The organism is Weizmannia sp. FSL W8-0676, assembly GCF_038593015.1.
Taxonomy (GTDB): Bacteria; Bacillota; Bacilli; order Bacillales; family Bacillaceae_C; genus Weizmannia; species Weizmannia coagulans.
In genome coordinates this window covers 943,400-959,071 of the sequence record NZ_CP151954.1, presented here as the reverse complement: position 1 = coordinate 959,071, position 15,672 = coordinate 943,400, and the positions used below count along the sequence as shown (strand labels likewise).

The following is a 15,672-nucleotide window of genomic DNA, read 5'->3' as shown; positions in this document are numbered from 1 at the left end:
GATAACCCCCCGTATACTCTGTTTGTCATTCAGTATAGGCAGGGGGCAGTTAAATTATTCCTTCTTTTCCGGATTCCGCTGTGTAGAAAATGAAGATTGCGCTTCGCTCGTAAAAAGAAGAACCCCAATCCCACCGCGTCGAAAAGGAAAAGGCCCGCTTTAAAAGACGCTTCGTTTTCCCACCCCCGGCGAGTCGGAAAGGATAAAGGCTCTGCTTTAAAAAGACGCTCTGCTCTCCTGATCCCGGCAAGCCGGAAAGGAAAAGGCCCTGCCAAAGACAGGGCCTTTATAGATTATTCCTGGGTGTCCGCTTTTTCGGATGTGACACTCACCTTTTCCCAATCCGTATGTGGATATATAGCCAAGTTTTTCACGCGGTTGTTCACCGCATACAATTGATAACGGTAAAGGGTCGGAATGACTGCCGCTTCCTCATTCATATACTTCTGCCATTCATTGTAAACCTTTTTGCGGTATGCTGTGTCAAAAGCTTTCGGAGAATGCCCTTTTTCCAGCAATCCATCATTTTTCTTGCTGACAAAGCGGGTGTAGTTAAACATGACGTTCCGTCCGTACAAGCCATACGGATCCACATTTGTACCTGTTCCCCAGGCACCTGAATAGATATCCACTTTCGGATCATCTTTTTGCACCATATCATAGAAGGAGTTGAACTCGGCAAGACGACCGTTAACAAGCTTCACATTTAAGCCGACATCTTTCCAGCACTGCATATAGAATTTTGCCAGCGGCTCGGCCGTATCCCCGCCGCTCATGGAAAGGAAATGAATGACGAATTTTTTGCCGTTTGGATCTTCACGGTACCCGTCTTTGTCGACATCTTTATAACCGGCTTCATCAAGCAGTTTCTTTGCTTTTTTCGGATCATACGTGTACCCTTTTGCGGACTTGTCATGCCATTCCGGGAAAGATGGCGGAATTAAAGTGGTCGCCGGAAAACGCAACCCGTGGTAGATTTTCTCGCCGACAGACTTGTTATCGAGCGCATACGCCATCGCCTGGCGCAGTTTTTTATTTTGGAATTTCGGGTTATCCATGACGTTTTCCTGTTTCTTTGCATCCCAGTGGCCAAGCTTAAATCCGATATAGCTGTAAGCCAGATCGATCGTGCCGAGCAGCTGGAAGTTTTTCGCGCTTTTAGCGGATTCGTATTGGTCTACCGGGAAGGCAGCATAGTCAATCTCGCCTTTTTTCAAGGCTTCCAATACCACTTTCGGATTGACCACTTTGATGACGACACCTTTCAGTTTCGGTTTTCCTGCCCAGTAATGGTCGTTTCTGACAAGTTCAACAGACTCGCCCGGAACCACTTTTTTCACTTTAAACGGACCGAAGCCTAAGGGATGTAACCGAATTTTATCCGACTGTGCCATTTTTGCGATCGGCACATCTTTTAAGTAATGTTTCGGAAGCGGTGTTGTCCAGACGCCTGTTTTTTCGGAAGGGTTGGCGCTCTTCCAGGTAATGGAAATTGTTTTATCATCAATCACTTTAACACCGGAAATGTTCTTGGCTTTTCCTTTATGGTATTCATCCATGCCGACGATGTTTTGAAACAGGGCATCGCCATAACGCACGCCGGTATAGTCTTTATTGCCGATGACCAGGTATGCAAATTCGAGGTCTTCGGCGGTTACCGGCTTCCCATCAGACCAGTTGACATTGTCTTTGATTTTAATCGTCATTGTTTTGTTGTCATTGGACAATTTGTACGTAGCGGCGCCGTCATTCGTAAATTCATAGTTTTTGTCTGTTTTTAACAGCGAATCTTCAAAAAATTGAATGACTTCAGCATCCGGTGCCCCTTCGTAGAAAGCAGAGTTGAATGTGCCTTCAATCGGCGTATCGGAAACGATGCCGTAATTCAGAACCCCACCGTCAATGGCTTTTTTATTGTTTTTGACGGTAGTCGGAAACTTGCTTGCTAAATCTTCCGTTTTCACTGCCTTGTCTTTCTTGCTTCCGCTACTCTGTGAATTGTTGCAGGCTGACAGCACCAATACGAGCATCACCAGCAAACTGAATATGCTTGACCATTTTCTTTTCCTCATTGCTAAGCCCCCTCTTTTTTATCCTTGTCTTTGTCTTGCATCAGCTGCGCGTTTTAACGCCTGGCCGATAAAATTTATACACAGCATCATCACCAGAATCAGGAGCGATGCAGGTAACCAAATCCACCATTTATGCTGGAGCACATCCGGGTTTGTGGCGTAACTGACCAACGTCCCAAGGCTCGGTGTGCTTTCCGGCAACCCAAAGCCGAGATAGGTCAGGCTCGATTCAATGCCAATATTGCTTGCCAGATTAATCGTCAAGTTTACGATAATAATCGAGCTCAAATTCGGCAGGACCTGGAAAAGGATAATTTTCCAGTCCGGCGTGCCGAGCGTCTTGGAAGCACTGACATAGTCTAGTTCCCTTTCCGCCAGTGTCTTGGAGCGAATCAACCTCGCTTTTCCGACCCAAAGGAATGCACTCATAATGAGAATAAAAGAAAACACATTATATTTCGGCACGATTGTCACGAGGACAATGATCAGCATTAAAAACGGCAGGACAAGAATAAAGTCAATGATTCTCATGATGATATTGTCAATGACCCCGCCGAAGTAACCGGCAATTAATCCGACCGCAAGCCCGATCGCACCGGTAATCAATGTAATCGCAAGCCCGATTGTAAACGAATTTTTTGCGCCGATAATCAGTTGCCCGAGTATATCCCGGCCGCCGTAATCGGTGCCGAGCCAGTGTTCAGCTGAGGGCGGCGCGTAAATGGATAAAAGGTCAACCTTTACAATCTCATCTTCGTTTAATAACAGCGATATGCCGTAAACCGTAATCAGAATAAGCCCCAGCACGATCATTGAGATAACGGCCATTTTATCTTTGATCAGTTCCCGCCAGATAATCGAAAATCCAGACGGGCTTTTTTCTGTTCCGGCGGTTGCGGGCTGTTGTGTTGAAATGACTGCTTTCATCCTCTCACCCCCGTTACTCAATCCGGATACGCGGATCCACAGCGCTTAAAATAATGTCTGATAATAATGTGCCGAACAAAGTCGCCACGCCGGAAATCATCACGAGCGCCGTGACCACGCTGTAATCACGCTGCATAATGGATTGCAAAAACAGCTGCCCGATCCCCGGATAACCGAATATCGATTCCAAAATGACGGACCCGCCGATTAATCCGGTAATCTCATAACCGAAAAAAGTGGCAATCGGTAAAAGCGAGTTTCTCAAAATATGGCGCGTATACACTTTGGACTCAGGCACGCCTTTTGCCCGTGCTGTTTTTACAAAATCTTTGATTTTTGTATCGATGATTTCATTCCGCAAATACTGGATCGTGCCCACCGTTGCGAGCAGGGATCCGGATAAGGCCGGCAAAATCAGATGGTACAGTTTGCTCATGTAATATTCAAACGTGCCGTCACGGGCCTGGATGTTGACGCTGCCGCTTGTCGGAAACCATGACAGGACAAAACCGAACACAAACAGCATAATCAATGCAAAGATAAACAACGGGGTTGCATAACTGAGATAGTTATAACCGGTTATCAGCTTATCCGCCCATGAATCCGTCCATCTCCCGGCCACGATCCCAAGCGGAATGGCGATCAAATACGTCAGGATCAGAATCACCGCCGACAGCAAAATCGTGTTCCATAACCGCCCGGTAAGCAGTTCTGTTACAGGCTGCTGGTGGATGTAAGAGATGCCGAGATCGCCTTTGAAGAGATTTTTCAACCAGCGGGCGTACTGCACATAAACCGGATCATTCAGCCCCAACTTGTCCTTCATTTCATGGAGCGTATGGGCATCCATTTTCGGATTGCTCGACAGCTGGCCGGTCAGCGCATCGCCGGGCATGGCCTTTGCAAGCATGAAAATTAAAATACTCAAAATAATTAATTGAGGGATCATGATGAGAATTCTACGCAATATAAATTTAATCATAACTGTGTCCCCTCTTTACGGCAGTGCAACGGAATGGGTCGGCGAAACCGGCTTGAGATGGTACGGCTTCCCTTCCTCGTCAAAATAATCCCTGAAAGCCTGCCGGAATTCATTGTTGATTTTTTCCCGATACTGTTTTTGTGCTGTTCTTTTTTCCGGATCTCCGTTTGGAATCGCGGACAGCAGCCGTTTTGTGTAGATATGTTGCGGATTCTCGTAAATTTCATCGCTCGTCCCTTCTTCCACAAAACGCCCCCGGTACATGATGCCGATCCGGTCGCACATATGACGGATAATGCCAAGGTCATGGCTGATAAACAGGTAGGTGAGCCCGAATTCTTTTTGGATGTCTTTCATAAAATTGAGCACCTGGGCCTGGACAGAAACATCAAGGGCGGAGACCGGCTCATCCGCAATAATCAGTTTCGGGTTCAATGTCAGCGCCCGGGCAATTCCGATCCGCTGGCGCTGCCCGCCTGAAAATTCATGCGGGTATTTAAACATGGAGTCCGGGCTCAGGCCGACTTTTTCCATGACTTCGCGGACTTTTTCCCGCTCTTGTTCGCGGGGCAGTTTCTCAAAATTGCGAATCGGTTCGGCAATAATATCCGCCACGCGCTTTTTCGGATTCAGGGAAGAATACGGATCCTGGAAGATCATTTGGATATCTTTCCGGTAATGTTGAAATTCCTTGCGGCTGAGCCGCGCCAAATCGGTGCCTTCAAACACAATTTTGCCCTCAGTTGCCCTGTTAAGCCCGACGATCGTCCTGCCCGTTGTCGTTTTGCCGCAGCCCGATTCCCCGACAAGCCCGTACGTTTCTCCAGGCTGCAGTTCGAAACTGATGTCATGGACCGCTTTTACATGGTCGACCACCCGGCGGAAAAACCCGCCCCGTACCGGATAATAGACTTTCAGATTTTCAACCTTAAGAAGTGGCATGATACATATCCCCTGTCTCCGTGTTCTTTTCGTCCGGGAAATAAAAATGTTTATAACAGGTACAGCGCACCCAGTGTCCGTTTTCCACTTCGCGGAGAACCGGATTTTCTTCATGCGCCGCATCGCTGATCCAGCCAATCCTTGACTTAAAGCGGCATCCCGAGCGCGGCAGGTTCTTCAGTGAAGGAACGATGCCCTGGATGACATGCAGCCTTTCTTTCGATTCCGTTGCGGACGGGATTGAATTCAGCAAAGAACGGGTATAAGGATGTAACGGATTTTTGAAGAGTGTTGTAACATCCGCAATTTCGACAATTTCGCCTGCATACATGACAGCCACTCTGTCGGCCATTTCAGCAACGACGCCAAGATCGTGGGTAATTAAAATAATGCCCGTCTTCATCTGGCGCTGCAAATCTTTCAGTAAATCCATAATTTGTGCCTGGATCGTGACATCGAGCGCTGTTGTCGGTTCATCCGCAATGACAAGCGACGGCTGGCAGGCAATGGCAATGGCAATCACCACCCGCTGCCTCATGCCGCCGGAAAGCTCATGCGGGTATTGCTTATATGTCCTTTCGGGATAAGGGATCCCGACCCGGCTTAACAATTCAAGCGTCCGTTTTTTCTTTTCGGAACCGGATAGCCTGGTGTGGTAATCCATGCTTTCTTCTATTTGCCGCCCAACTGTCATCAGCGGGTTCAGCGCAGTCAATGGATCCTGGAAAATAATGCCCATTTCCGCCCCGCGGATTTCATTCAGTTTCCCTGTCTCGAGCGGCGCGAGATCCTGCCCTTTAAAGAGAATGCGGCCTTCAATTTTTGTCTTTTCTTCCGGATGCAGCCCCATCACCGCCAGGGCAAGCGCGCTTTTTCCGCAGCCGGACTCCCCGACAATCGCCACCACTTCATTTTCCTTGACGGTTAAGGAAACGTGATCGACCGCCGGATAGTATGTATCCTGGATTTGGAAAGAAACAGTCAAATCCTCAATTTGCAAAAGCGGCGGTTTTTCCAATATGCAAACCTCCCTTCTTGAAAGTAGAAAACATTGAAAATAGGTTAAAATCTTATTAATTTATTGTTTAAATAATATTACAAAACTAAAAAAAACGCAATAGCTTTTTTCAATTAAAATTATATTTGTATTTTTTTGGTGCTTTATGGATTCAGGATTCCGCCGGGTTGGTAAACATTCCTTCTGCAAATATTTCGGAACGGCGGCCGAGAGTTGCTATTGTAGAAAAGGAATGGGCCGTTTTATATCTCTCTATCAAATGGTATCCGAGCGCATACCCCATCATCGGCGGGACGTATTTTCTGCCGAAAAGAAGGTCATCATGGATTTTTTCTTCTTTTCCGGCTGCAAGATTTTTTTTGAAAAACTGTTGCCATGCATGTTTTTTCTGTTCTTCAGAATAACGTGTTGAGGTTTCCGATACATATGCTTCTCCGACATACTCGAGCACAGCATGTTCGGCGAGGCCTTCAAATACGAGGGAATCGAGCAGCGTATAGCCGCGCGGCGGTTTTTTCAGCCTGCCCATTCTTGCCGCATGATGGTATTCATGGACAAACAGCGCTTCCCATTCTTTCCGGTCCCGTACCGGCGCAAGAAACAAAAAAACGGCATCCGGCAGTGCCACACCCGATTTTCCGCGGCTGCGGCCAAATTTGAAACCGTTTCCATTCCGGGCTGGAAAAATATAAATGTCCGGATCTGGCCCGTTCCAAAGCTTTTTGTATTTTGCGTGATACTCCCCGATTTCCTCCCAGGCGCCCGCTTTTTTTAATCCGGCAAAAACCTGTTCCGCCTGCCTTGAAGGGCGGTACATGCCAAAACGCTGCAAATAGCGGTAAAAATCTTCGGGATCTTCCCTTCCCTGTTTAATGTTTTGTAAAAACAGCTCCGGTTTTGAGAAAGCTTCTTCCATCCACGCATCCGTCCGAATAACCCCCATCGCCGTTTCCCCCTCCCGTTGCTTTATTTTATTGCGGGAGGCCGGATTTTAGAAAATAAATTTTTCAAAATCCGGGGCAGGCTGCCGCACGTCCCGGAACGCGTTTTTTCAACTGTTAAATCCATCTTTCCGCATGCAAAAAAGCATCCCCGAACTACTCAGGCAATGCCAAAACCGATGGAATGGCATTCGATGCAGCCGGTTTGATCCCCATGCAAAAAACAAAACGGGGTCCCTTTTCAGAGCGACTTGTTATTTTTAATAACATTTTCGCCACAGCGTTCACTTAATAAGTGATTTCGCAGTAGCGGGTTTCATTTCAATGCAAAAAGGGTACCCCCCATTTAACCGGGATACCCCTTTTGGATCAGGCTTCGTATTTTTTAAAAGCAAGGGTTGCGTTGTGCCCGCCGAAACCGAGCGAGTTGCTGATCGCTGCGTTCAGCTCCTGTTTGCGCGCTTTATCCGGAACATAGTCCAAATCGCATTCCGGATCAGGCGTTTGAATATTGATGGTTGGCGGAACAATGCCTTCTTTGATCGCAAGCACAGTAAAAATGGCTTCCACGCTGCCTGCTGCCCCGAGCAGATGGCCTGTCATCGATTTTGTCGAGCTGACGGCCAGTTTGTAAGCATGGTCGCCGAAAACCTCTTTAATCGCCATTGTCTCGTATTTATCATTATACGGCGTGCTTGTCCCATGGGCATTAATATAGCCGACTTCATCCGGGGCAAGGCCGGCATCATCAAGCGCCATTTGCATCGAGCGCGCGCCGCCTTCCCCGCCGGGCGCTGGCGCGGTAATATGATAGGCATCCCCGGTTGACCCGTAGCCAACCACTTCCGCATAAATGTTAGCCCCGCGTTTTAAAGCATGCTCTAAGTCTTCAAGCACCAAAATGCCTGCACCTTCGCCGATGACAAACCCGTCCCGGTTTAAATCAAACGGGCGGCTTGCCGTTTCCGGATCCGGATTGGTGGACAGCGCTGTATTGGCACAAAATCCCGCAAATGCCATTCTTGTAATCGGCGCTTCCGTCCCGCCTGCAATCATGGCATCGCAATCGCCGCGCTGGATCGCTTTAAAGGCGTCACCGATGGAGTTTGTTCCCGTTGCACACGCAGTGACGGTACAGGAGTTAATCCCTTTTGCGCCAAGAATGATTGAGACCTGGCCTGCTGCCATATCCGGAATCATCATCGGCACAAAGAAAGGGCTTACACGCCGATATCCGCGCTTTTGGAATACTTCAAACTGGTTTTCGAATGTTTCCATGCCGCCGATGCCGGAACCGATCCAGACGCCGACACGGGTTGCATTTTCTTCGTTGATCGTAAGTCCGGCATCTTTTACCGCCATCAGTGCAGATGCAACCGCATAATGGGTAAAACGGTCCATTTTGCGGGCTTCTCTTCGTTCAATAAATTCTTCGATGTTAAAGTCTCTCACTTCAGCTGCCACTTTTGCCGGAAACTGATCCGCATCCAGCCTTGTCAGCGGGCCGATGCCGGATTTCCCGTCCAGCACCGTTTCCCAGGCTGTCCGCGCGTCATTTCCGACCGGCGTGACAGCCCCGATTCCCGTAACAACCACTCTTCTTTTTTCCATTATGCCATCTCCTTTTCCTGGTATAAGAAGACCATATGTCTTACAATCTGTATGCTGCATTTAAGAGCGTTATCTTCCCCATCTGACCAGTACGGCTCCCCAGGTCAGTCCGCCGCCGAAGCCAACCATCAGGATGAGGTCATCCTCTTTGATCTTTCCTTCTTCCAGTTCATCCACCAATGAAATCGGTATCGATGCTGCCGAAGTATTCCCGTATTTGTGGATCGTTTTCGACATTTTTTCCACCGGCAGGCCGAGCCTTTCCCTCGCAGATTCCATGATCCGGATATTGGCCTGGTGCGGGATTAAGAAATCGACGTCTTCTTTCCTGACGCCGGCCTTTTCGATCACGCGCAAGCTCGATTCGCCCATTTGGCGGACGGCAAATTTAAACACTTCACGGCCGTTCATAACAAGATGCCCATCTTTATCTTCATACAAATATTTTCCGCCTGAACCGTCCGAACCGAGTTCAAAAGCAAGGATGCCCCTGCCTTCCGAGACCGGGCCGACAACCGCTGCGCCCGCGCCGTCTCCGAACAGCACCGCCGTACTGCGGTCTTCCCAGTTCGTGATCTTGGATAATTTCTCAACACCTACAATTAAAACATATTTATACGTTTTCGTCTCAATAAATTGCTTGGCCGTCGCAAGCCCGTACATAAAGCCGGAACAGGCCGCACTGATATCCATCGCGGCAGCTTTTTTTGCACCGAGGCGGTCCTGCAGAATATTGGAGACCGTCGGAAACGGCTGGTCCGGCGTCACGGTCGCAACAAGGATTAAGTCGAGTTCTTCCGCGGAAATGCCTGCATGTTTCACCGCTTTTACAGCCGCCTCATATGCCATATCGGAAGTCTCCATATCATCCGCTGCAATCCGCCGTTCTTCAATCCCGGTCCTCGTCCGAATCCATTCATCCGACGTGTCCATCATTTTTTCAAAGTCCGCATTTGTTAAAACCTTTTCAGGATTATATTTTCCGACACCGATAATGCCAGCATTCATTTTGCATTCCTTCTTTCACTAAAATAGTCAAAGCGGCACAATTCCTTATCGCACAATATTATGACCTGCTCCTAATTATAACAAAGCACTGTTTGCTTGTCACGAATAGAGGAAAATGCTGCACATGCCCACAATGGCGGGAGGAAAAAACGCGCTGCCAAAAGGGCCAGGCTGCGCGGATCACATGGTGCAGTTTTCCTCCGGCAGCGATCCGGGCCATTGATGCAAGCCGATGCGTTTTTCTGTCATATGCTGATTATAGATCCGGACCGCCCCCATCCTGGCAAAAAAGGAAGAAAGGAAGTGAGAAAATGGAAGAACATGAAAAAATCCACCCTTTTGACCGGATGTTTTTCCCGCAAAAGCGGCAAGAGCCACACGGGCCCGGGCAGGAAGAAGCAGATGAAGAAATAAGCGGCGGCCTGTTTGACCTTGCTTTTTTCCGGAATGTGGATATTGAAGCATTGCTGGACCAAGCTGACAAAGTCGTTGGCGTTTTCGAGGAGTTTAAGCCGTTGTTCCGGAAAATCACGCCGGTTTTTGAGAAGTGGCTTTCCCATTTTGAAAAGGAAGATTAGCCTTCTTTAGCTGTTCTTCCGTTGGCAGGCGATTTGCTGTTGAATTGCGGCCTGCCAGGAAACGGACGGCCGGACGATCATCGGTTCCCATTCGTCTCTTGCATCAAGCCTGCACGAAGGAAGCGGGCGGCTGCCTGTATCCTGCGTTAAAAACCGGGCGATAGGCTCCCATCCGTTTCCGTCAGGGCTTTTTAAATAAAAGACTTTCCCCGTTTCCCTTTTTTCAAGCCCGGAGACAATGGCCCCTGCGGCATCTGCTGCAAAAAGGGCATCGCGGTCGTCATATTTTAAGTCCGGTTCCGGATTCCCGTTGATCATTTGGGAAAAAGCAAGGCTCCCGGGCTGGCCGGGGCCGAACAGTGCCGGGACAAAAAAGGTAACGCGCGCACAATCGCCTAGCACGCCGGGAACCCACTCTGTCTGTTCCGCACCAGCCAGATGGTTTGGAAGAATGAGCGCCACACATTCGATTTGCGCTTTAATCGGCTCTAAAAAGCGGCACGCATCCTGTAAATCTTCACGGGCATCCCGGACATAATAATCGTATACCGGAATGCAGCATGTGCATTTTTCCGGCGACAACCGGCTCAGAGGCTGGTATTCCAAATTGGCATTCCTGCCGATTTCCATCCATCTTTCTTCCATCAAAAAACCGGGATCCGTTTCTTGATCAGCCGCTATAACCGGATACCCCGCATCAAGCAGTGCCTTGCACAGCTCAAATCCGAAAAACGCCCCGGCACCAATGACAAGTGCTTGATTCATGGCCGGCCCTCCAATCGTCTTTCTTCAAGCATATGCTTTTCCCGCCGTAAAGATACTTCCGGACGATCCGAAACGGACAAAAGGCCGCTGTGCCCATTTTCCCGGAATCCGTTCCATCCTTCGGGAAAAAAATTCACCCGCGGCAACCGGGTTTCCCTTTTCCAATCGATACAGCTGTGATAAGATAAAGGGTGATTTAAAAAGTGTTTTTCAATCGGGGTGAAAGTATGAAATACATCGTAACGATTTTTTGGGTGTTTTTACTGAGCCAAATGCTCGGCTACGTTGGGAGCGCCATGTCAAATTCGCATTACAGCATGAAAACGATGGCCATTATGTCGCTTGTCATTTCCGCTGCTGCATTTATTGTTAATGCAGCATTGCCGAAAAACACAAGTCCCGAACATTAAATCAAAACACCCCTCACCGGAAACCGGGAGGCGCTGATTCGCAGTGTCTCCCGGTTTTTTTTCATCATTATCCGGTTGTCACTTGAAGCGCGCCGTCTTTCACATCAAGCGTGACGGTTTGATGCGGCTTGACCTTTCCTGCAATGATTTCTTTTGCAAGCCTCGTTTCAATTTGATGCTGGATAAACCGTTTCAGCGGCCGTGCCCCGTACACCGGATCATAGGCCGATTCCGCAATCCATTTTTTCGCCTCATCGGACAGCTGAAGCTCGACCGATTGTTCAGCGAGGCGTGCAGCCAATTCGTGCATCATTTTATCCACGATACCCATCATATTTTCCAGCGTGAGCGGCTTGAATAAGATGATATCGTCAATCCGGTTTAAAAATTCGGGCCGGAACGACGCGCGTAACTGTGCCATTACTTTATTTTTCGTCTCTTCACTGATTTCCTCGCCTTTAATATCGAGCAAATAGGACGACCCGATATTCGAAGTCATGATAATGATCGTATTTTTAAAATCAACCGTCCGTCCCTGCGAATCGGTGATACGGCCGTCATCGAGCACCTGGAGTAAAATATTGAACACTTCCGGGTGGGCTTTTTCAATTTCATCCAGTAAAATGACGGAATACGGTTTCCGCCGTACCGCTTCTGTGAGCTGGCCGCCTTCTTCATAGCCGACATATCCCGGCGGCGCCCCGATCAGCCGCGAGACCGCAAATTTTTCCATATATTCACTCATGTCGATCCGGATCATATGATTTTCATCGTCAAATAAATGCTGTGCCAGCGCTTTGGCAAGTTCCGTCTTCCCGACGCCGGTAGGGCCGAGAAAAATAAAGGATCCGATCGGGCGGTTTGGGTCTTTCATGCCGGCTCTGGCTCTTAAAACCGCATCGCTGACAAGGCGGACAGCTTCATCCTGGCCGATGACGCGTTCATGTAAAATGCTTTCCAGCTTTAACAGTTTTTCGCGTTCGCTTTGCACAAGTTTTGCAACGGGGATCCCCGTCCAGCGCGCGACAATCGCTGCAATTTCTTCTTCTGTGACCTCTTCGCGCAATATCCGGCCGCTCCCTTCTTTTTCCGCCATTTGCTGTTCAAGCTGTTTTAATTCTTTTTCAACGGCCGGAATCCTGCCGTGCCGGAGTTCGGCCGCTTTGTTCAAATCATACCGGTTTTCCGCTTCTTCAAGGTCGCGCCGGTATTTTTCAAGCAATTCCCGTTTTTCCTGTACTTTTTGCAATTCCGCTTTTTCAGCCTGCCATTTGGCGCGCATCCGGTTCGCTTCTTCTTTCAAATCAGCAAGCTCTTTTTGCAAAATGCCAAGACGGGCTTTGCTTGCTTCATCCGTTTCTTTTTGCAGGGCGGCTTCTTCAATTTCCAGCTGCATGACGCGCCTTGTCACTTCATCGAGCTCCGTGGGCATGGAATCCATTTCCACACGGATGTTGGCGCAGGCTTCATCGACAAGATCAATCGCTTTATCCGGCAAAAAGCGGTCGGTAATATAGCGGTTTGATAACGTGGCCGCGGCGACGAGCGCTTTGTCATGGATGCGGACGCCGTGGTGGATTTCAAAACGTTCCCTTAACCCTCTTAAAATCGAAATCGTATCCTCCACATCCGGCTCCTGGACGAGCACCTGCTGGAAACGGCGTTCGAGGGCCGCATCTTTTTCAATATACTGCCGGTATTCGTTCAGGGTCGTCGCGCCGATACAGTGCAGTTCACCGCGGGCAAGCATCGGTTTTAGCATATTGCCGGCGTCCATTGCCCCTTCCGTTTTGCCGGCGCCGACAATCGTGTGCAGTTCATCGATAAACAGCAAAATCTGCCCGTTGCTTTTTTTGATTTCCTGCAATACCGCCTTCAGCCGTTCTTCAAATTCCCCCCTGAACTTGGCGCCTGCAACAAGCGCCCCGAGGTCGAGCGAAAAAATGGTTTTGTCTTTTAAGCCTTCCGGGACATCTTTCCTGACGATCCGCTGGGCAAGCCCTTCGACAATGGCCGTTTTGCCAACGCCGGGTTCGCCGATCAGGACAGGGTTGTTTTTTGTCTTCCGGGATAAAATCCGGATGACGTTCCGGATTTCCGCATCCCGGCCGATAACAGGATCGAGCTTTCCGGCTTTAACGGCTTCAACAAGGTCGGTGCCGTATTTTTTTAAAACGTTGTAGGTTGCTTCCGGGTTTTGCGAGGCCACTTTTTGATTCCCCCTTATGTTTTTGATCGCCTGAAGCAGTTGCTGTTTTGTGGTCCTGCTTTTCAAATAGCGGGACAGGTCATCATGTTCAACATCCATTACAGCCAGGACCAAATGTTCAACCGAAATGTACTCGTCCTTTAGCGCGCGCATTTCTTCTTCCGCGAGCCGGAACAGTTCCAAAAGCGCCGCGGACAAATACGGGGCGCTTTGCCCGGCCACTTCCGGTTTTTTCGCGAGAATCTCATCTGCAATTTTTCCAATTTCTTCCTTACTTAACCCAAGGCCGTTATATATCTCGGGAAGCAGGCTGTCCGGCTTTTCCATCAACGTTTTCCATAAATGGGCAATATCCAGTTCCGGGTGATGTTTTTGGGCGGCCAGCTGCTGGGCTTCCACCAAACCTTCCTGTACCGTAAAAGTCATGCGGTTGATATCCATCCATTCCACCTCCGCTATGGCGCGTGCCGTTTATCGCAGCGCGGGCGCCTATCCTTATTTTACCGTTTTCCTTTGACGGCAGCAAAAAAAACGGAGATTTCTCCCCGTTTGGATTTTAAGGTTTGCGTTTGCGCCTCCAATGGCGGGCATCGTTCGTTGTTTCCGGAAAGCGGTCGCCTCTGTGGAGATGGGCGCTTTTCGGGTTTACGACCGGGTCGCCATTTTCGCCAACTTCTACATACACCCCGTTATTCGGTGCTTTGCTTCCGGGGTGAAACAGGTTGCTTTGCCCCAAAGTAACGCCCCCTTTTTTCATCGTCAGCATTCGTTTGGGCTAATCTTTTTAAAGCATGAGCGCTTATTTTTGCCAGCCAAAAAATGAAAACGGCAAAGAGGGGAGCGCTGGATCAGTTAATCCCGAGCGCAATTTTGGCATAACGCGACATGCGGTCTTTTGTCCACGGCGGGTTCCAGACGATATTGACATGGGTGTCCTTTACTTCCGGAATGTCCTGTACCGCCATTTGCACCTGGTCAACGAGAATTCCCGCGAGCGGACAGCCCATTGCGGTCAGGGTCATGGTCACCGTCAGGCAGCCTTCCTCATCCAGGTCAAGATCATAAACAAGACCGAGGTTTACAATATCTATGCCAATTTCCGGGTCAATCACTTGTTCAAGCGCGCCCATAATATTTTCTTTCAAAGCTTCATCCATGGTTTTCAAACCTCCCTAATAACTATCATAACAAAACGGCATACAAGATAAAAATGCTTTACAACAGGTTTTTAAGCTGTGAAAATGTTATATTATTTAGTATAATGGATCGTCACGAAAATTGCATGTAAACTGAATCATTTTGAGAAAAAGGAGAAAAGCCAAATGCCTCAACCTTATTTAATTGCATTGGATCTTGACGGCACATTGTTAAATGATGAAAAGACCATTTCCCCGAAAACAAAATCCGTTCTGCAAAAAACAATCAACGCCGGCCATAAGGTCATCATTTCCACCGGCCGCCCTTTCCGCTCCAGCCAGCCGTATTATGAAGAACTTGGACTCGATACGCCGATTGTCAATTTCAACGGCGCATTTGTCCACCATCCGAAAAATACGGGCTTTGGCATCTACCATGAACCGATGCCGCTTCAAGTGGCAAAATCGATCGTTGAAACATGCGGCGATTTCCGGCTGTATAATATTGTAGCAGAAGTGAAAGATGAGGTGTACCTCCATTATCACGACGAAAAACTGCTCGGCATTTTTCAAATTGGAAACCCGCATGTCACAACCGGAAATTTAATGCGCTTTTTAAGAGATGAACCGACGTCCATGCTGATCCATGCAGCAAAGGAAGACGTGCCGTCGATCCGCAGCTACTTAAGCGACGTCCATGCCGAAGTGATCGACCACAGGCGTTGGGGGGCTCCGTGGCATATCATCGAGATCATTAAAGCCGGGCTGAATAAAGCGGCCGGCGTGAAAAAAGTCGCCGACGCATACGGGATTCCGAAAGAAAGGATCATTGCCTTCGGGGATGAAGACAACGACCTGGAAATGATTGAATACGCGGGGACGGGGGTTGCGATGGGAAATGCCATTCCGGCCTTAAAAACAATCGCAAATGAAATCACCCTTTCCAATACGGAAGACGGCATTGGCATTTTTCTTGAAGAAGCGCTGAATTTGAAAGCCATCTCATGAAAAACGCATAATCAGCGCCGGGAATTCCAACACTATAAACGGGCGCGGCACCCCCGTGCACCCTT

General features: G+C 48.8%; 15 protein-coding genes. 3 read left to right on the top strand and 12 right to left on the bottom strand.

Annotation, left to right across the window (positions count from 1 at the left end; translation table 11 throughout):
• Window positions 1-293: 293 nt before the first annotated feature.
• The 8 genes from opp4A to NST20_RS04480 form a co-directional block, all read right to left on the bottom strand.
• Window positions 294-2,072, bottom strand: a complete 1,779-nt coding sequence (opp4A, locus tag NST20_RS04515; RefSeq protein ID WP_342400160.1) for an oligopeptide ABC transporter substrate-binding protein — start codon at window positions 2,070-2,072, stop codon at window positions 294-296.
• Between the two features lie 18 nt (window positions 2,073-2,090).
• A complete protein-coding gene (locus NST20_RS04510) occupies window positions 2,091-2,999 on the bottom strand; it encodes an ABC transporter permease (protein ID WP_013858779.1) in 909 nt (302 codons plus the stop codon).
• 13 nt (window positions 3,000-3,012) lie between these two features.
• Window positions 3,013-3,981, bottom strand: a complete 969-nt coding sequence (gene opp4B, locus NST20_RS04505; RefSeq protein WP_327076429.1) for an oligopeptide ABC transporter permease — start codon at window positions 3,979-3,981, stop codon at window positions 3,013-3,015.
• Between the two features lie 15 nt (window positions 3,982-3,996).
• A complete protein-coding gene (locus NST20_RS04500; RefSeq protein ID WP_013858777.1) occupies window positions 3,997-4,923 on the bottom strand; it encodes an ATP-binding cassette domain-containing protein in 927 nt (308 codons plus the stop codon).
• Window positions 4,910-5,941 carry an ABC transporter ATP-binding protein gene (locus NST20_RS04495; protein WP_019721817.1) on the bottom strand — a complete coding sequence of 344 codons (1,032 nt, stop codon included), beginning with the start codon at window positions 5,939-5,941 and terminating at the stop codon, window positions 4,910-4,912. Before NST20_RS04495 ends, NST20_RS04500 begins: the two co-directional genes overlap by 14 nt.
• A gap of 151 nt (window positions 5,942-6,092) precedes the next feature.
• Window positions 6,093-6,884: a DUF2268 domain-containing putative Zn-dependent protease gene (locus tag NST20_RS04490; protein ID WP_342400159.1), complete on the bottom strand. Its 792-nt coding sequence runs from the start codon at window positions 6,882-6,884 to the stop codon at window positions 6,093-6,095.
• Between the two features lie 367 nt (window positions 6,885-7,251).
• Window positions 7,252-8,493, bottom strand: coding sequence for a beta-ketoacyl-ACP synthase II (fabF, locus tag NST20_RS04485; protein WP_342400158.1), 1,242 nt, complete (start codon window positions 8,491-8,493; stop codon window positions 7,252-7,254).
• A 69-nt stretch (window positions 8,494-8,562) separates the two neighbouring features.
• Entirely contained in the window at window positions 8,563-9,501 is a 939-nt protein-coding gene (locus NST20_RS04480) for a beta-ketoacyl-ACP synthase III (RefSeq protein WP_013858773.1), read from the bottom strand.
• Window positions 9,502-9,812: 311 nt separating this feature from the next.
• On the opposite strand from NST20_RS04480, the gene NST20_RS04475 reads away from it, so the two are divergent.
• A complete protein-coding gene (locus NST20_RS04475; protein WP_013858772.1) occupies window positions 9,813-10,079 on the top strand; it encodes a hypothetical protein in 267 nt (88 codons plus the stop codon).
• A gap of 6 nt (window positions 10,080-10,085) precedes the next feature.
• Here NST20_RS04475 and NST20_RS04470 read toward each other — a convergent pair whose 3' ends face one another.
• Window positions 10,086-10,844, bottom strand: coding sequence for an NADP-binding protein (locus NST20_RS04470; protein ID WP_342400157.1), 759 nt, complete (start codon window positions 10,842-10,844; stop codon window positions 10,086-10,088).
• A 227-nt stretch (window positions 10,845-11,071) separates the two neighbouring features.
• Between NST20_RS04470 and NST20_RS04465 the strand changes: the two genes are divergently transcribed.
• The gene (locus NST20_RS04465) at window positions 11,072-11,254 is read left to right on the top strand and encodes a YjzD family protein (protein WP_017550190.1); all 183 of its coding nucleotides are present in this window, start codon (window positions 11,072-11,074) and stop codon (window positions 11,252-11,254) included.
• A 67-nt stretch (window positions 11,255-11,321) separates the two neighbouring features.
• Here the strand turns inward: NST20_RS04465 and clpB are convergent, their stop codons facing one another.
• The 3 genes from clpB to NST20_RS04450 all read right to left on the bottom strand — a co-directional run bounded on the left by clpB (window position 11,322) and on the right by NST20_RS04450 (window position 14,620).
• A complete protein-coding gene (gene clpB / locus NST20_RS04460; protein ID WP_342400156.1) occupies window positions 11,322-13,904 on the bottom strand; it encodes an ATP-dependent chaperone ClpB in 2,583 nt (860 codons plus the stop codon).
• A gap of 115 nt (window positions 13,905-14,019) precedes the next feature.
• A complete protein-coding gene (locus tag NST20_RS04455; RefSeq protein WP_017550192.1) occupies window positions 14,020-14,199 on the bottom strand; it encodes a YjzC family protein in 180 nt (59 codons plus the stop codon).
• A gap of 112 nt (window positions 14,200-14,311) precedes the next feature.
• Window positions 14,312-14,620 carry a metal-sulfur cluster assembly factor gene (locus NST20_RS04450; protein ID WP_014095750.1) on the bottom strand — a complete coding sequence of 103 codons (309 nt, stop codon included), beginning with the start codon at window positions 14,618-14,620 and terminating at the stop codon, window positions 14,312-14,314.
• A gap of 165 nt (window positions 14,621-14,785) precedes the next feature.
• Between NST20_RS04450 and NST20_RS04445 the strand changes: the two genes are divergently transcribed.
• Window positions 14,786-15,607 (top strand): Cof-type HAD-IIB family hydrolase, encoded by an 822-nt coding sequence (locus NST20_RS04445; protein WP_342400155.1) that lies wholly within the window; start codon window positions 14,786-14,788, stop codon window positions 15,605-15,607.
• Window positions 15,608-15,672: the final 65 nt, after the last annotated feature.